Genomic DNA, 16,553 nt, shown 5'->3' with positions numbered 1-16,553 from the left:
CTTGAACTTGCTAAACCAAAAACCAGCTGTACTTTTGTTGCACTCAAACGCAATTGGCGGATGAGAAACCTAAAATGGGGGATTAGCTCAGCTGGCTAGAGCGCTTGCATGGCATGCAAGAGGTCATCGGTTCGACTCCGATATTCTCCACTTTTTAAAAAGCCTAACCTTACCCGGTTAGGCTTTTTCTTTTTAAGGCTCAAGCCATCGGCTACCATTCGCAAAGTCACCCCCACACGACTGCCAATAAAAAAGACGCATCAAGTGGTGCGTCTTTTTTATTGGCAAAGGAATCGTCACCAGAATCCGTGTAATCTCATTTAATCCGCCAAATCTGCGATTCAGACAAATAAGCCTTCTACTGACAAGTACCGTTCACCGGTATCATAGCAGAAAGTAAGGACGCGGCCGCCCTGGGGCACTTCGTCCAGCTTTTTGGCTACGGCGGCCAACGAAGCGCCCGATGAGACGCCCATGAAGATGCCTTCTTCGCGGGCAGCGCGCCGGGCCATATCAAATGCCTCTTGCTGGCTTACCTGAATGGTGCCATCGAGAATCTCGCGGTGCAGGTTGGCGGGAATAAAGCCAGCCCCGATGCCTTGGATAGGGTGGGGGCCAGGAGCACCGCCGCTGATAACGGGCGAGAGTTCCGGCTCCACGGCGAAGGTTTTCATGTTAGGGAAAAGCGGCTTCAGTACTTCCGTGACGGCTGTAATGTGGCCACCCGTCCCTACGCCAGTGATGTGATAATCGAAGCCTTCGGGTGCGTCGCGCAGAATCTCCTGGGCCGTAGTTTCGGCGTGTACTTTGATGTTGGCCGGGTTTTCAAACTGCATGGGCATCCAGGCGCCGGGCGTATCCCGTACGATTTCGTGGGCTTTTTCGATGGCGCCTTTCATGCCCTTTTCGCGCGGCGTCAGCTCTAAGTTGGCTCCGTAGGCGGCCATCAGGCGGCGCCGCTCAATCGACATAGACTCAGGCATGACCAAGGTCAGCTTGTAGCCTTTCACGGCCGCTACCATGGCTAGGCCTACGCCGGTGTTGCCGGAAGTAGGCTCCACGATTAGGCTATCGGGCGTCAAAATGCCGTCTTGCTCGGCCTGCTCTATCATGCTTAAGGCAATCCGGTCTTTGATGCTACCGCCGGGGTTGGCGCGTTCCAGCTTCACCCACACTTCTACGTCGGGGCGCTGGGCAAAAAGCTTGTTGAGACGTAGCAGAGGCGTGTTGCCAATGGTATCCAAAATGGAGTGGGCTTTCATGTTTTGGAAGTTGGTTGTTGATTGTTAGTTGTTGATTGTTGAAGGCTGATTGCTAGTTGCTGAACTATTGCTTTACTGAGTGCTCCAATAACTTTTTGTTAGCAATCAGCTTCCAACAATCAACAATTAACAATCAAATTGAAAAAGTTAAGTCGGCTGTAGGATCTTCGCTACGAGTGACGTGAATTTGGGCTCGGTGGTACACCCGCGAGTGAGAGGGTACACTTTCCGTAAGCCAAACGTTGCCGCCGATGATGCTGTGGCTGCCAATCACGGTATTGCCGCCCAAAATAGTAGCGCCGGCGTACAGCACCACATCATCTTCAATGGTAGGATGGCGCTTGATGCCCTGCAATTCCTTGCTGACGCTCAGCGCCCCGAGCGTTACGCCCTGAAATATCTTCACGTAAGCGCCAATAACCGTCGTTTCGCCAATCACGATACCGGTACCATGGTCGATGCAGAACGAAGGACCGATACGGGCCCCGGGGTGAATGTCGACGCCCGTTAGCTGATGGGCGTGCTCACTGATGAGGCGCGGCACGCGGGGCACGTGCAGCAGGTGCAGGGCATGGGCCACGCGATGCATAGCCGTAGCGTAGAAACCCGGATAAGTGGCAATAACTTCTTCGGTGCCCTGAGCAGCAGGGTCAGCAGCCAGAATAGCGGCGGCATCGCGCAGGAGCTGCTCGCGCAACGAAGGCAAGCGGGCCATGAAGGCGGCAGCCACGGCGGCCGGCGCGTCGGACAGCGGTACGCGGGCAAGGAGAGCTGCCAAATCGGTTTGATACTGGCTCAGGGTGGCCGCTATGGCATCCGGACGGAGCAGCGGCCGGCTGGCTCGCTCCGGGAAAAGCAGTTCAAGCAGTGACTCAGCAAGCTGGCAAAAAGCGGGGCCCGGCAGCGGTGTAGCTACTTGTTGGTGCGCCCGCGCCAGCGCCCGTACAAAAGGAGTATCGGAAGAAAAGGACATAAAAAACGGGCAGAACCCGTAATCAGATTGGGTGCGTGTGCTAGAGAAACAAGCCGGAAAGCGCATTGCGCTTCCGCAACAGCTCTCAACTAGCAGAAGGGCGGAAAGTTCAGGCCGCGTAACCAGGTAACCGCAACCGAGGAGTCTGCGTTAGGTAGACAGTCTTCCCCGGAAGACGTTGCATCTCATTCGTACACTCATCTACGCTAAATAACCATGGCCGATACCACCATTACGAAAATAGATTCCACGCATTCACCTAAAGGTGTAGAAGGCGAAAAGTACCTGGCGTCTGGCATTCACGTAGCCATGCGCCTGTGGGAAGACGAGGAACCCGGCGAGTCGAAAGAGCCAGTTAGTCGCCCCTACGAAACGGTTGGGTATGTGCTAAAAGGACGGGCTGAACTGCACTCAGAAGGCCAAATGGTTTTGCTGGAACCCGGCAATTCGTGGGTGGTGCCCAAAGGCGCGGCTCATACCTACAAGATTTTAGAAACTTTCTCGGCTGTTGAGGCCACTACGCCACCTGCCCAAGCGCACGGTCGCGACGGGCATTAAGTGAACTGGGGCTGTGGACAGTAGCGCGGAAATCCGTTCCGCGGCGAGTAACGCGAGTTCCTACGCGTATGGCACAGTACCAAATACTCGCTCTGCTCGTCGCGGAACGGATTTCCGCGCTACAAAGCTTGGCACATATTATCCAAAAAGGGCACTGAACCAGCATTGTGTTTACAACGCTGGTTCAGTGCCCTTCTTTATTTTACTAGCTCCACGCGTACTATTTTATCACCAATGTCGAGGCGGTGGACCACTTCCATGCCTTTGATGACTTGCGCAAAAATGGTGTACCGGCCGTCTAAGTGCGGGGTGGACGTATGGGTGATAAACCACTGACAGCTTTCGGTGTCTTTGCCGGCTGAGGCCAGTCCTACTGCGCCTTCTCCGTAGCGCAGGTCGCCGAATTCTGAGCGTAGATTATAGTCGGTGCTGCCCGAGCCGTCGCCGCGCGGGCAGCCACCCTGCGCTACAAAGTTGGGTACTACCCGGTGAAAGGTTTTGCCATTGTAAAATCCTTGGCGCACCAGCTCAACAAAGCTAGCCACCGAGCCGGGGGCATCGGCTACGTGCAGTTGCATTAGTATCTCGCCCTTGGTGGTGTTTAGCAATACGCGCTGCTGCGCTGGAATAGCGCGCACTACCGCCCAATTGATGGGGTGACTAGCGGCAGTTGCCACGGGAGTTGGCGTTGCTGGCTTGTTCTGAAGGTAGTCGAGGGTTTGTTGCAAGGCCAGCCAGGCTTCCAGGTCACGGGGCAGAATCAGCTTGTTGCGGGCGGCTACGATAAAAGTTGTGTCGGGCAGCAGCTGCCGCAGGTTCAGCTTGGGGTCGCGCAAGGCCTCAGCGGCAGTGCTCATGATGGTGACGTCGCCGTTGCCCATGGCCCGGCGCATGGTGAGGGCGAAGGCGGCCTGTTGAGCTTCCGGAAAATCGGGTAGCCGGCGCATGGCTACCAGGGCTTCCATGCCATACGACCCGACAACCAGCGGCTGGCCACTAGCAAAGGTGGCTTGCTCTACAAACTCGTAGGCGGCCGGATCTTCGCCCAATGCTTTCAGTAAATAGGCTTTTTCATACGGATTGGTGGCGGCGGTGTAGCGCTGTTGCACCGCCGTTCGAATAGCTCCTCGTTCAGTACCGCCTAGCTTTAGCGCTGCCGCCAGCAAGGTGGCCCGCACGCGCCAATTATCGAGCTTGTTAGCTTTCTCCAGAAACAATACGCCTGGTTCGCCGCTGGCGTGGGTCAGGAAAAACTCTGCGGCGGTTAAGGCTACTTGGCGGCTAGGATCAGAAACGGCTTCCCAAGCAGTTTCTTTCACCGGAGCATACATCGTGGCATTCATGGCCCGCAAGGCACTTACCCGCACCCGGTAGTCAGTGTCACGACGAACCAAATTCACCAGCGTAGGCGCTATAGTAGGGCTCTTTACTTTGCCTAAAGCGGTGGTTGCCGCTGCTCGGACCAGCGCATCAGGATCGGTAGTGGCAGTGGTTAGCGCCGCTTGGTAGGCCGTAAGGTCGAGGCGTGGCGTACGAGCCAGGGTGAAAGCGGCGCCCTGCCGAGCAGCTAGTGGCTGTTGTTGATCAAGCAGGGCTACGGCTCGGGCTACGGCCGCTTCAGAAGTGATGCCCCGATTACCAGCGCGAAGCAAGGCCCACGCCTGTCCCGACACCGTGGCCGTATCGGAGCCAGCAAAGCCGCGAACCAGTTGCCGCAACGAAGTAGCAGTCACGCAGCGACCCAATGCCTCAAATAAATACCGTTGATTAGCAGAGGGCGCCGAGGTAAGCCGTGCAAGCAGTGGTGCTACCGCCGCCGAGTCGCCAGTTTGGCCTAGCGCATAAGCGGCAGCCCGTCGTACGTCCTGATCGGGGTCATCGAGCAAGGGTTGTAAGCGGGCGGAGGCAGCTTTGTCTTGTACAGAAGCCAAGGCCAAGGCGGCGGCTTGTCGGTAGCGCGCAGTTGCGTTGGTTAGGTAGGGGAGTAGTGCGGTTGTATTACGCTCGTCTTGAGCAGTTGCAATGGCCCGCCGAATGGCATCATCAAACGGATTGGATGCGGGAAACACAACTGACGCAGTAGATTGGGGCGAGGAAGTAGTGCAGGCGGTTGCCAACGCGGCCAGCAAGCCAGCCCAACAAAACAAGTTGGCTAACCTAATCGAACAAGTAGATGGAATCATAGCTCGCCCAAAATAGCCAAAATTCATCAGCCAATAATGACATAGCCCTTCAGCAGCGTCCAGCTAAATTTTCAACCAAATCGACAGTGGAGCCTCGGAGCCTATCCGAAAAACAACGACATTCTCAGACACAGGAAATCACGCGTGCCAGAGTAATTCAACCGTCAGGGTTAACCCCTGCACGCGAGATTCCTCGTGCCTCGGAATGACGCCCTTCTTTTTCGGAGTGGGAACCAGCGTAAGGCTTTCGGCTGGAACAACTCATGCATACAACTCGGCCCGCCCCATCACAAGATGAGGCGGGCCGAGTTACATATACAACAAGCATCTTAATTTTGCTCGTCTTTCAAATGGTCTTCGCCCCCGTACGGAGCCCCAGCGGTGATATCACCGCGCAAGCCACCCTGCGACACGCCCGGACCCGTATTGGGTTGCTGCGCCAAGGTGCTGTTTTCTTCGGTTATGTTTACCTGAGAGGTGGTGGCAGGCTGACCGTTGCCCGTGATAACCGAAGTAGCTTCGCCGACGGGACCAGCTAACTCGTTTACTTTCTGAACGTACTCCCGGCGGGCTTCGTCTTCGCTCATGCCTTTGAACTTGCTCCACGAGTCCCATTGCGCCTGCGACATCCCCTTGGGCCCACTAGGATTTGAGGGCGTATCGTCACCTACCACATCTTTCTCCGTGTCGTGGTCCCCTTCCGTCGCTTGCTTGTAGAGGCCATATAACTCGTTCATATGCGCGGCGGCTTTATCGCCGGGGAGGTTATCAACGCGCGATACAGCCGCTTCAAACTGCTGTTGCAGATTTAGATTATCCTGAAGATTCATAGTATGTGAATATGTGAGTGGGCTGAAGAGTGAAAGTATCTTGTGTACTAAGCTGGCACGGCTTTGGTTGCAAGGCCGCGGCTGCTACTTTTTCGCTCGACAAGTCTTCAGACTTCGTACTTTTGCCCATCCTATGTGTGGAATAACCGGACTATTCGCTTTCACTGATACAGGCCGTAATGCGTTGGCCTCACTGCCCGCCTCTACCGACGCCATTATTAGCCGGGGCCCTGATTCGCAAGGACACTTCGTGTACGACCGTTGTGGCCTTGGTTTCCGGCGACTCGCTATTCTCGACTTATCAGCCGATGGCAACCAGCCCATGACCGACGAGTCGGGCCGGTATACCATTGTGTTCAACGGTGAGATTTTCAACTTTCGGGAGCTGCGGCAGCGGCTCATCAACAAAGGCTATCAGTTTCATTCGCAAACCGATACCGAGGTTATTCTGCGACTCTACATCACCGAAGGCCGTGGTTTCCTGAAAAAGCTGAACGGCTTCTTCGGCTTAGCTATCTACGACAAAGAGGAAGACTCGCTCTTCATTGCCCGCGACCGAATGGGGGAGAAGCCCGTGCTCGTGTACCGCGACGAGGACCGGTTGATGTTTGCCTCCGAGATGAAGTCGCTGCTGGCCCTGGGCATTCCGCGGAAGCTCGATTACGTGGCGCTCAGCCACTATTTGCAGCTCAACTACATTCCGGGGCCGGCTACTATCTTCAAGGGCGTGAAAAAGCTGCTGCCCGGCCACTACCTCTACATCAAGGGGACGAAGGTGGTCCGCAAGCGGTGGTATAAGATTCCTTACGACCCCAAAAAGGTTGAGAAGAACAAGCTCAGCTACGAGCAGCAGCAAACCAAGCTGGTTAATCTACTAGATGACGCTACGGCCCGCCGCCTGGTGGCCGATGTTCCCGTAGGCGCCTTCCTTAGTGGTGGTATCGACTCCAGCGTGATTGTCGCCCTGGCTTCGCGCCATACCGAGCACCTGAACACGTTCAGCATCGGCTACCGCGACGAGCCTTTCTTCGACGAAACCAAGTACGCCAAGCTGGTTGCCGACAAGTACAAGACCAACCATACCGTCTTCTCGCTTTCCAACCAAGACCTCTACGACCACATTTTCGAGGTCCTAGACTATATCGATGAGCCTTTTGCCGATTCGTCGGCGCTGGCCGTGTACATTCTCAGCAAGCATACCCGCGAAAAGGCCACCGTTGCCCTCTCCGGCGACGGTGCCGACGAAATGTTTGCCGGCTACAACAAGCACATGGGCGAGTTTCAGGTGCGCAAAGGCGGCTTCAAAGCCGAAGCCGTTACGGGCCTAAATCTGCTGTGGGACATCCTGCCCAAGTCGCGCAACTCGTTTTTCGGCAACCGGGTGCGGCAGTTTCAGCGGTTTTCGCGCGGCATGATGAGCGGCCCCAAAGACCGGTATTGGGATTGGGCTACCTTCGCTTCGGCTGCCGATGCCCGCAACCTGCTTAGCGCCTCCGCCCGGCGCAAAGTAGGGAAGAAGCTAGCCGAGAAGCGTCGCAAAGACATCCTCGAAAACCTGCACGCGCAAGGCGACTTAAACGAGGTGCTGCTAACCGATATGCAGTTGGTGCTGCCCTACGACATGCTGGCCAAGGTAGACCTGATGAGCATGGCCAACTCGCTGGAAGTCCGCCCTCCTTTCCTTGACCCCAATGTGGTGCGTTTTGCCTTCTCACTGCCCGTAGAAAGCAAAATTGACGCGCAGATGAAGAAGCGCATTGTGCAGGACGCTTTTCGGCCGCTGCTGCCGGAAGAGCTCTACAAGCGCCCTAAACACGGGTTCGAGGTGCCGCTGCTGAAGTGGTTCCGTGGTGAGCTACGGTCCCTCATCGAAGACGACCTGCTGTCCGACACCTTTGTTGAGGCGCAGGGAATATTCGACGTCAGTGCCGTTAGGGCTCTGAAAACACAGCTTTTCTCCCGCAGTCCCGGCGATGTACATGCTCGCATATGGGCTCTGATTGTATTTCAACACTGGTGGAAGCGCTACATGATGGCACCCGTACCACAAGCAGCCAGCTCCGCCCTATAAGTAATCCTCCCGCTTTTCACACGCCTTATGAAAATTGCAGTAGTCGGCACCGGATACGTCGGTCTGGTAACAGGTACTTGTTTTGCCGAAGTCGGCATGAATGTTACCTGCATTGACATCGACCAAAAGAAGATCGACAACCTCAAGCAAGGTATTTTGCCTATCTATGAGCCTGGTCTGGAAGAAATGGTGACTCGCAACGTAACCGCGAATCGCTTGCAGTTCACTACCAGCCTAGGCGAGGGTATCAAGGATTGCGACGTGGCCTTTATTGCCGTAGGAACTCCTCCCGGCGAAGATGGCTCGGCTGATTTGAAATACGTACTGGCGGTGGCGCGTGGCATTGGCGAGCACATGACCAGCTATGGGGTTATCGTAACCAAGAGCACCGTCCCGGTTGGTACGGCGGCCAAAGTGCATCGTGAACTGACCCAAGCGCTAGAAAAGCGCGGGGCCAACATCGAGTTTGATGTAGCTTCCAACCCGGAGTTCTTGAAAGAAGGCGCGGCCATCGACGATTTCCTGAAGCCCGACCGCATTGTGGTGGGCGTTTCGTCGGAGCGTGCTGAGGAGGTAATGAGCAAGCTTTATAAGCCCTTCCTGCTCAACGGCCACCCCATCATCTTCATGGATATTCCGTCGGCCGAAATGACGAAATACGCTGCCAATTCCATGCTGGCAACCAAGATTTCGTTTATGAACGACATTGCCAACCTATGCGAAATCATGGGGGCCGATGTAAACATGGTGCGGAAGGGCATCGGGTCTGATGCTCGGATCGGTACCAAGTTCATTTATCCGGGCATTGGGTACGGCGGCTCCTGCTTCCCCAAAGATGTAAAGGCCTTGATTAAAACGGCCGCTGAGAATGGCTACCAGATGCAGGTGCTGCAAGCCGTGGAAAGCGTAAACGAAGCGCAAAAAGAAGTGCTGTTTGACAAAGTAAAAAAGCATTTCGGCGGCGAGCTGGAAGGCCGAAAAATAGCCCTATGGGGTTTGTCGTTTAAGCCCAAAACCGACGATATGCGCGAAGCTCCTTCGTTGGTTATCATTGAAAAGCTGCTGGCGCACGGCTGCACAGTGTCGGTATATGACCCGGTAGCCATACCAGAAGCCAAGCACTCCCTCGGCGACACGGTGAAGTACGCGAAAGATCAGTTCGAAGCCCTGGTTGATGCCGACGCACTGCTGGTTGTAACGGAGTGGCCTGAGTTCCGTTCCCCAAGCTTCGAGGTAGTAGGCAAGCTCCTCAAGCAAAAAGTTATTTTCGACGGCCGCAATATCTACGACCCGCAGGAAATGAAGGAACTTGGTTTTGCCTACCATTGCATCGGCATCCGCACCGCCCACAAAGAACCCGCAATAGCAGCGGCAAGCCATAAGCTGTAAGCCACAAGCTTTTCTTTTTACCTTAAAAAAAGCTTGCGGCTTACAGCTTGCAGCTCAAAACAATATGTCTGACAAGAAACGCGTACTTATTACCGGCGGCGCTGGCTTCCTAGGGTCTCACTTGTGCGACCGGTTTCTGGCCGAGGGGTACCATGTAATTGCCATGGACAACCTCATCACCGGCGACCTGTCCAACATCGAGCATTTATTTGGCCGCGAGGATTTCGAGTTTCATCATGCCGATGTATCGAAGTTTGTGTTCGTACCTGGCAAGCTGGATTACATTCTGCACTTTGCCTCGCCCGCTTCCCCCATCGACTACCTCAAGATTCCGATTCAAACCCTGAAAGTAGGCTCGCTCGGGACGCACAACTTGTTGGGCCTGGCCCGTGTAAAAGGTGCCCGGGTGCTAATTGCCAGTACTTCGGAAGTATATGGCGACCCCGAAATTCACCCGCAGGTAGAAGAGTACTTCGGCAACGTAAACCCGGTAGGCCCGCGTGGTTGCTACGACGAAGCCAAGCGCTTCCAGGAGGCCATCACTATGGCTTACCACAACCACCACGGTTTGGAAACGCGCATCATCCGCATCTTCAACACCTACGGCCCCCGTATGCGCCTCAACGACGGCCGCGTGCTGCCCGCTTTCCTTTCCCAGGCCCTGCGCGGCGAGAACCTGACCGTATTCGGCGATGGCTCACAGACCCGTTCCTTCTGCTACGTCGATGACCTAGTTGAAGGCATTTACCGGCTGCTGCTCAGCGATTATCACTTGCCCGTGAACATCGGCAACCCGGCAGAAATCACCATCAAGGAGTTTGGCGAAGAAATTGCCCGTCTCACCGGTGTCGAGTTCAAACCCGATTACCGCCCCCTGCCCGAAAACGACCCAATGAAGCGCAAGCCGGACATTACCAAGGCCAAGGAAATTCTTGGTTGGGAGCCTAAAGTAGACCGGGCCGAAGGCCTGCGTCGCACGCTAGAGTATTTTAAGGCACACGTAAAATAAGGCAAATGAAAGGCCCCTACCTGATCGAGTTTCCCAAGGTGGGGGCTTCTGACATTGGCTTTATCTCCATTGCGGAATACCCAAAGCAGATTCCATTCGATGTTAAACGGGTTTTCTGGACGTATTATACGCCAGAGAGCGTTCTACGCGGCCGGCATGCGCACCACCTCACCGAACAGGTGCTGGTGGCCGTGGCCGGCCGCATTATTGTTACGGCCGAGCAAGCGGATGGCACAGTAGAGCTGTTCCGACTTGAAGACCCCTATATGGGGCTTTATATTCCGCCGAATGTGTGGCATACCATGCAGTATTCGCATTCCGCGGTGCAACTAGTCTTAGCCTCGACCTTATACGACGAGCAGGACTACATTCGGCAGCATGAGCAATTCCGGCAGATATGGCAGGCGTAAATGTCGGTTTGTTATCCGAACGAGCGCCTGTACTGCCGTTTTACTCTCCTTATAACTTTCTACGGGATATACCTGCCGATCAGCAAGCAGAGTGGTTTGGGCCAGGACGCTTTGCTCGATTTCCAGCTAGCCCGCACGAGCAGGTATTTACTTTCCAGCAGCAGGGGCAGCAAGTACAGCTGTTGTATACTGCGCTGCCCTGGGATTCCGAGTACTTTGGTGTGCCGACTTTCAAACTGCTAACTGCGCTTTTTGATCTGGTGGCCCCAATGGCCGACCGAGTAGCTGCCCTCCAGGCGTGGCAGCAAGAACTAGCAAACAGGGGCGGGTTCTATTGCTTCGGGGAAATTCCTGTCGAGGATACTGCTTTGCTACAAACCTTGACAGCTAGTGGCTGGCGGCTAGTGGAAACTCGGCTACAATTCTACCACAGCCAGATAAGCGAGTTCAACCAGCCACGTTATGCTGTGCGAGCAGCCCGCCCCGACGAAGCCACGCATATCGGACAGATTGCGGCAGCGGCCCGTAACCCATACGACCGGTTTCATGCGGATCCTTGGTTTGGAGAAGCTCGCGCCGACGCCTTCCTGGCTCGCTATGCCAGCGCCGCCGTGCAAGGCTACTGCGACACCGTACTCATTCCCAATGAGTCTGGCCTTCCCGTTGATTCCTTCCTGGCTATTAGCGACCTTACGGCCGATGCTACAAAGCTCGGTGTGGGCTTGTCGAGAGTGGTGCTGACTGCAGCAGGACCGCAAAACAGAGGCTGGCACCAGCGGCTGGTATCTGAAACAGTGCATCGGGCTCGTGAGCGAGACGCACGCTATGTGCTCATGACCACCCAAGCAACGAATCGGGCTGTATTTCGCACCTGCGAAAAGCTTGGCTTTCAACTGGGAGGTAGTACACACGTACTGGTCTGCCATCAATAAAATATTGCCTGATTCAGCGCTGTTGCCTCTCTCTTCGTGATCTTAAGTGTATGCCCAAGCTTTCTGTCATCATACCTTGCTACTTCAATCAAGACAACATTCCCGTAACAGTACGGGAACTGATTGCCAATGAAAGCCGCTTTCCCCCGGAGGTGACGTTCGAGTATGTCTTTGTAGATGACGGTTCCCGCGACCATACTCTGCGGGCACTGTTAGCGGCCCGCGAACAACACCCCGACCGCATTCAAGTGGTGGAGTTAGTTGGAAATGTTGGGTCGTACAATGCTATTGTAGCGGGTATGGCACAAGCTACCGGAAACTGCATGGCCATCATTACGGCCGATATGCAGGACCCGCCTGAGCTAATGGTACAGATGTACCAGCACTGGCAGCAGGGCTTCAAACTTGTTATTGGCAACCGGCAAGACCGGCAGGAAACCGGCCTATCGAAAACACTAGCCGAACTGTTTCACTGGCTGATGAAGCACCTCGCTTTGCGCAATATTCCTGACGGGGGCTTTGATTTTGTGTTCTTCGATCGGCAGGTGCGGGATGACATTGTGCGTATGCAAGAGCGCAACAGCAACATCTTTTACCTGATGGTATGGCTCGGCTACTCCTACGTCAACATTCCCTACGTGCGCCGCAAGCGGGAAATCGGGAAGTCTCGCTGGACTCTACAGAAGAAGCTTAAGCTGTTCATCGATTCCCTGCTTTCCTTTTCCTTTTTTCCTATCCGGGCTATTTCGGTGGTTGGGTTACTGCTCGGGGTGGTGGCGCTGCTATTTGGGCTTTACGTTATAGGGCTGCGGATTTTCGCCCCGCAGGGGCCGGCGGGCTGGACTACGCTCATGGTGGTGGTGCTGTTCGTATCGGCTTTCCAGATGATTGCACTCGGTATTATTGGCGAGTATGTATGGCGAGGTATGGACGCTGCGCGTAACAGGCCGCTCTATGTTGTTAAAAACGTATACAACGTCGACAAAGTAGACTCTCAGTAACCTCACTACACCTGACCTAATAGTATTGATTGAGTGTGATGTATGTGGCAAAGCACTAAGGAAGGGCTAGCTCCTGCTAGGATTAGCAGTCCGGATAGGGCCAAAAGCAGTTCTGCTTTAAGGCTCTGCTGATGTTTGTTGGAAGCTAAAGCCAGTCAGCATTGATTGATAAAACGTTACTTTTTCCTTGGTGATTTAATCTGACTATGCGCATTCCCTTTCTGTCTTTTACGCCTCAGCATGGTCCGTTGCGAGAAGAAATTCTGGCGGCTATAGCAGAGGTGTACGACAAGCAGTGGTATGTTCTAGGCGACCAGGTTCGGGAATTTGAGGCCGCTTATGCCCGCTACAACCAAGTAAATTATTGCGTGGGCGTAGCTAATGGGCTTGACGCCTTGCACCTGGCGCTCAAAGCGTTGCGAGTAGGTCCCGGCGACGAAGTGCTGGTTCCTAGCAATACGTACATTGCCACTTGGCTAGCCATATCGTTTGTGGAAGCTACGCCAGTACCCGTAGAGCCTGATGCGGCTACCTACAATTTAGATCCTGCCCGCCTAGAAGCTGCCATCACGCCACGCACGAAGGGCATCATGCCCGTGCATCTTTACGGCCAGGCATGCGCAATGGGACCTATTATGGCTATAGCCGAACGCCACGGATTGTGGGTGGTGGAAGATAACGCTCAGGCCCAGGGAGCCGCGTGGGAGGGAGGGTTGACGGGTAGTTTCGGCGCTGTAAATGGAACTAGCTTCTATCCTGGTAAAAACTTAGGGGCCTTAGGTGATGCCGGTGCTGTTACCACAAACAGCAGCGAGCTAGCTGCCCAAATTCAAACTTTGCGCAACTATGGCTCGCAGCAGAAATATTACAACGAGGTAATCGGGTACAACTCCCGTCTCGATGAGCTACAAGCTGCTGTGCTAAATGTAAAGTTGCCTCATTTAGCAGCTTGGAGCCAACAACGCCAGGAAATAGCTGGCTTGTATAAGCAGCATTTAACCGGCCTTGGTGACTTAGTGCTACCTGCAGTAGCCACTGGAGCAACGCATGTGTATCATCTGTATGTGGTTCGCACTCAATTCCGTGGTGCGCTGCAAAAGCATCTTGCTGAACAAGGTATAGGCACCTTGATTCACTATCCGGTACCGCCGCACCTACAGCAGGCTTACGTACATCTGGACATGAAAAATGGCGCATTTCCTATTGCGGAGGAGTTAGCGGCTACCAGCCTGAGCCTTCCTATGTGGCCGGGTATGCAGCCAGAACATATAAGTGCCGTGGCAAGCGCCATAAACCTTTTTTTCGCTGAATTTATAAAGTGATTAAGTAAGGCATGCTCCAGTTTGTATCACTTAATTGTCGTGTTGATTAGAAACTGGGCTTTTAGATATAATGACTTTTCTGCCTACGTGACCTGTAAATAGGAACACGCGCATATGTGCTGCCGATATAATTTTATTGGTTAATAATTGTCTAAAAATTAAACTGATAACGATTCATAGGTTGAGTGTATGACAATTAATTGCAAACCTTTTCCATTATACCAAAGCATGTTATACCAAAGCATGTTATACCAAAGCATGAACGATGCGCCTAATTATATGATTACAAGCAGGCTAGCTATATGAACGGATAGAAATAATAGCGGCTAGTAGATTCAGGAAATCAAGAATAATAAATGCCTTTCACTACACTTAATTTAGCTATGGTGTAGTTGTTCATGTAACTGTTGCTTCAGGTCAAATCCAAACAGGTAGCAAATCCGCTTGGCGAAAAACATCTACCTTTGCGTCGCTAAAGCATTTTCAGCTCTTCCAGACTGGGTTTGCTAGATTGCCTTAATTGTTGCACCGCCGGAATTGCCGGATTGCTTATCCCATTTCACAGTTGCATGAGTACCAGAACCAGCATCGTCATTACCTCCATCTTCGCCCCCACCAAGGCCGTTACCAAGTTTGCTGGCCTTGCTGATTATCAATTGGTTGTGGCCGGGGACAAGAAGTCGCCGGCTACCTGGAGTGAGCCGAACGTGGTGTATTTGTCGGTGCCTGATCAGGAGGCCATGGGCTTTCAAATGGCGGCCAAGCTGCCCTTCAACCACTACGGCCGCAAGATGATGGGCTACCTGCATGCCATCCAGAACGGGGCGCAGGTGATCGTGGATACCGACGACGACAACATCCCTTACGACGACTGGACCTTCCCTTCCATGGAAGGGAAGTTTGCTACCTCGCCGGCTAATAAGGGCTTCGTCAACATCTATAAGAACTTCACCAGCCACCATATCTGGCCCCGGGGCTACCCGCTCGACCTAATCCTCAACCAGAACCACAACCTGAAAGAAGAGGAGCTAACGACGCAGCCGGCCAAAATTGGGATCTGGCAGGGCTTGGCTGACAGCGACCCGGACGTGGACGCCATCTACCGCCTGATCGACAACACGGAAGTTTTCTTCGATAAGCGGGCGCCCATTGTGCTGGCCGAGGGGACCCTTTGCCCCTTCAACTCGCAAAACACCGCCGTACGCCGCGAGCTGTTCCCGCTGCTCTACCTGCCGGCCTACGTTACATTCCGCTTCACCGACATTCTGCGCGGGCTGGTGGCACAGCCCATCCTGTGGGCCCATGGCTACCGCTTAGGTTTCACGGAAGCTACCGTACTACAGGAGCGGAATCCGCACGATTACGTGAAAGACTTCGAGTCGGAGATTCCTTGCTACCTGCACCCCAACCGGGTAATTGCTGCTGTTACGCGTGCCATCGACAAAACAGTAAGTGTAAGCGAAAATCTACGGCGGGCCTATGCCGAGCTAGCCAAGGAGAACATTGTGACAGCCCAGGAAATCGAGCTGCTTGACCTGTGGCTGGCTGATGTGCAGGCCCTGACCAACTAGAGGCCGTTCTTAACTTATGCAGGCTTTTCCCTCCCTTTCCGTCATTATCCCTTCCTGGAACCAGGGCCGCTTTATCGAGCGGACGTTACTTAGCATCTTGCGCCAAGATTATCCGGGTCAGGTGCAGGTTATCGTTTCCGATGGGGGCTCTACCGACGAGACAGTTGAGATACTAAAGAAGTACGACAACCAGCTTACGTGGTGGTCGGCGCGCGACAAAGGTTTTGTGGACGCGGTAACGAAAGGACTGGCGGCGGCCACCGGAGAAATCCTGGCCATTCAAAGCAGCGACGACTTTTACCTGCCAGGTGCTTTCCGGCGCATGGCCGAAGCTTTTCAAAACCACCCCGACGCCAGCTTTATTTCCGGTGGCGAGTACGGCATCGACCTACACGATAAGGTAGAATATGCCAACTCTTTCACCGGACCTATTACGCCGCATTCTATTCTGTTCCGATTTGTGCCGGCTCAGCACGCTACCTTTGTGCGTCGGCAGGTATTAGAAAAAACAGGGGGCATGCGGGTGGAAGTAGATATGTGCGCCGATATCGACCTGTGGTACCGGGTTGCTCACTTCGCGCCTGGTTTTGCTATTCCTGACATGCTGGCGGCCTATCAGCTGCACCCCGACCAGCGCACGGCTACTTCGCCCAAGTGGTATCCTAATCTGGTGAAAATGGTGGAAAGCTGCGAGCAAAACCCAGTTTACGGCTCGCAGTTCAAGCTCACCAACGACGAGCGGCGTAACCTTTATACGTATTGGGAAATCAACTGGACCGCCAAGCGCGATGCCGCCGCCGCCCGCCCCATTGCCTGGGCTAAGCTGCCAGGCTTGCTGAGCTACAGCCCGCGTACCCGCCGCATGATTCTGGGGAGCTCTGTGACTCAACTCGTCAAAAAAGTGGTTCCGGCCGCTGTGCTCCGTACGCTGCATCCTGCCTCGACAGCCAGCGTCTCGGTAGCTGATTTGAATTGGTGGCAGGCGTAACACTAATCTTGAAGCTTGACGCCATCACGGCGGTAGGGATTAAATAGTGAAGCA

The 16,553-nt window shown here is 54.2% G+C and carries 14 protein-coding genes and 1 tRNA gene; 11 read left to right on the top strand and 4 right to left on the bottom strand.

From position 1 onward, the window contains the following. Positions 1 to 76 precede the first annotated feature (76 nt). A tRNA-Ala gene (locus VF639_RS24735) sits at positions 77 to 150 on the top strand. A 191-nt stretch (positions 151 to 341) separates the two neighbouring features. Here VF639_RS24735 and cysK read toward each other — a convergent pair. Next, the gene (gene cysK / locus VF639_RS24730; protein WP_331148639.1) at positions 342 to 1,262 is read right to left on the bottom strand and encodes a cysteine synthase A; all 921 of its coding nucleotides are present in this window, start codon (positions 1,260 to 1,262) and stop codon (positions 342 to 344) included. 133 nt (positions 1,263 to 1,395) lie between these two features. After that, complete coding sequence (locus tag VF639_RS24725; protein ID WP_331148638.1) at positions 1,396 to 2,235, bottom strand: serine O-acetyltransferase; 840 nt, start codon at positions 2,233 to 2,235, stop codon at positions 1,396 to 1,398. A 216-nt stretch (positions 2,236 to 2,451) separates the two neighbouring features. Here VF639_RS24725 and VF639_RS24720 point away from each other — a divergent pair, with 216 nt between their 5' ends. Beyond that, entirely contained in the window at positions 2,452 to 2,793 is a 342-nt protein-coding gene (locus VF639_RS24720; protein ID WP_331148637.1) for a cupin domain-containing protein, read from the top strand. A 197-nt stretch (positions 2,794 to 2,990) separates the two neighbouring features. Here VF639_RS24720 and VF639_RS24715 read toward each other — a convergent pair whose 3' ends face one another. After that, a complete protein-coding gene (locus tag VF639_RS24715; protein WP_331148636.1) occupies positions 2,991 to 4,862 on the bottom strand; it encodes a peptidylprolyl isomerase in 1,872 nt (623 codons plus the stop codon). A 443-nt stretch (positions 4,863 to 5,305) separates the two neighbouring features. Further along, the gene (locus VF639_RS24710; protein ID WP_331148635.1) at positions 5,306 to 5,806 is read right to left on the bottom strand and encodes an acyl-CoA-binding protein; all 501 of its coding nucleotides are present in this window, start codon (positions 5,804 to 5,806) and stop codon (positions 5,306 to 5,308) included. A 133-nt stretch (positions 5,807 to 5,939) separates the two neighbouring features. Between VF639_RS24710 and asnB the strand changes: the two genes are divergently transcribed. The 9 genes from asnB to VF639_RS24665 all read left to right on the top strand — a co-directional run bounded on the left by asnB (position 5,940) and on the right by VF639_RS24665 (position 16,499). Then, complete coding sequence (gene asnB / locus VF639_RS24705; protein WP_331148634.1) at positions 5,940 to 7,877, top strand: asparagine synthase (glutamine-hydrolyzing); 1,938 nt, start codon at positions 5,940 to 5,942, stop codon at positions 7,875 to 7,877. A gap of 27 nt (positions 7,878 to 7,904) precedes the next feature. Next, positions 7,905 to 9,266 carry a UDP-glucose dehydrogenase family protein gene (locus VF639_RS24700; RefSeq protein WP_331148633.1) on the top strand — a complete coding sequence of 454 codons (1,362 nt, stop codon included), beginning with the start codon at positions 7,905 to 7,907 and terminating at the stop codon, positions 9,264 to 9,266. A 64-nt stretch (positions 9,267 to 9,330) separates the two neighbouring features. Further along, a complete protein-coding gene (locus VF639_RS24695) occupies positions 9,331 to 10,275 on the top strand; it encodes a UDP-glucuronic acid decarboxylase family protein (RefSeq protein WP_331148632.1) in 945 nt (314 codons plus the stop codon). A 5-nt stretch (positions 10,276 to 10,280) separates the two neighbouring features. Further along, positions 10,281 to 10,685 (top strand): sugar 3,4-ketoisomerase, encoded by a 405-nt coding sequence (locus tag VF639_RS24690; protein ID WP_331148631.1) that lies wholly within the window; start codon positions 10,281 to 10,283, stop codon positions 10,683 to 10,685. 8 nt (positions 10,686 to 10,693) lie between these two features. Then, a complete protein-coding gene (locus tag VF639_RS24685) occupies positions 10,694 to 11,617 on the top strand; it encodes a GNAT family protein (RefSeq protein WP_331148630.1) in 924 nt (307 codons plus the stop codon). A gap of 50 nt (positions 11,618 to 11,667) precedes the next feature. After that, positions 11,668 to 12,618: a glycosyltransferase family 2 protein gene (locus VF639_RS24680; protein WP_331148629.1), complete on the top strand. Its 951-nt coding sequence runs from the start codon at positions 11,668 to 11,670 to the stop codon at positions 12,616 to 12,618. Positions 12,619 to 12,824: 206 nt separating this feature from the next. Further along, positions 12,825 to 13,940, top strand: a complete 1,116-nt coding sequence (locus VF639_RS24675) for a DegT/DnrJ/EryC1/StrS family aminotransferase (RefSeq protein WP_331148628.1) — start codon at positions 12,825 to 12,827, stop codon at positions 13,938 to 13,940. Between the two features lie 569 nt (positions 13,941 to 14,509). Further along, complete coding sequence (locus VF639_RS24670; RefSeq protein ID WP_331148627.1) at positions 14,510 to 15,511, top strand: STELLO glycosyltransferase family protein; 1,002 nt, start codon at positions 14,510 to 14,512, stop codon at positions 15,509 to 15,511. Between the two features lie 16 nt (positions 15,512 to 15,527). Beyond that, positions 15,528 to 16,499 (top strand): glycosyltransferase family 2 protein, encoded by a 972-nt coding sequence (locus VF639_RS24665; RefSeq protein WP_331148626.1) that lies wholly within the window; start codon positions 15,528 to 15,530, stop codon positions 16,497 to 16,499. Positions 16,500 to 16,553 lie beyond the last annotated feature (54 nt).

It is taken from the genome of Hymenobacter sp. (assembly GCF_036387835.1).
GTDB lineage: Bacteria > Bacteroidota > Bacteroidia > Cytophagales > Hymenobacteraceae > Hymenobacter.
The sequence above is the reverse complement of the archived record's forward strand: the minus strand, read 5'-3'. Positions and strand labels throughout refer to the sequence as shown.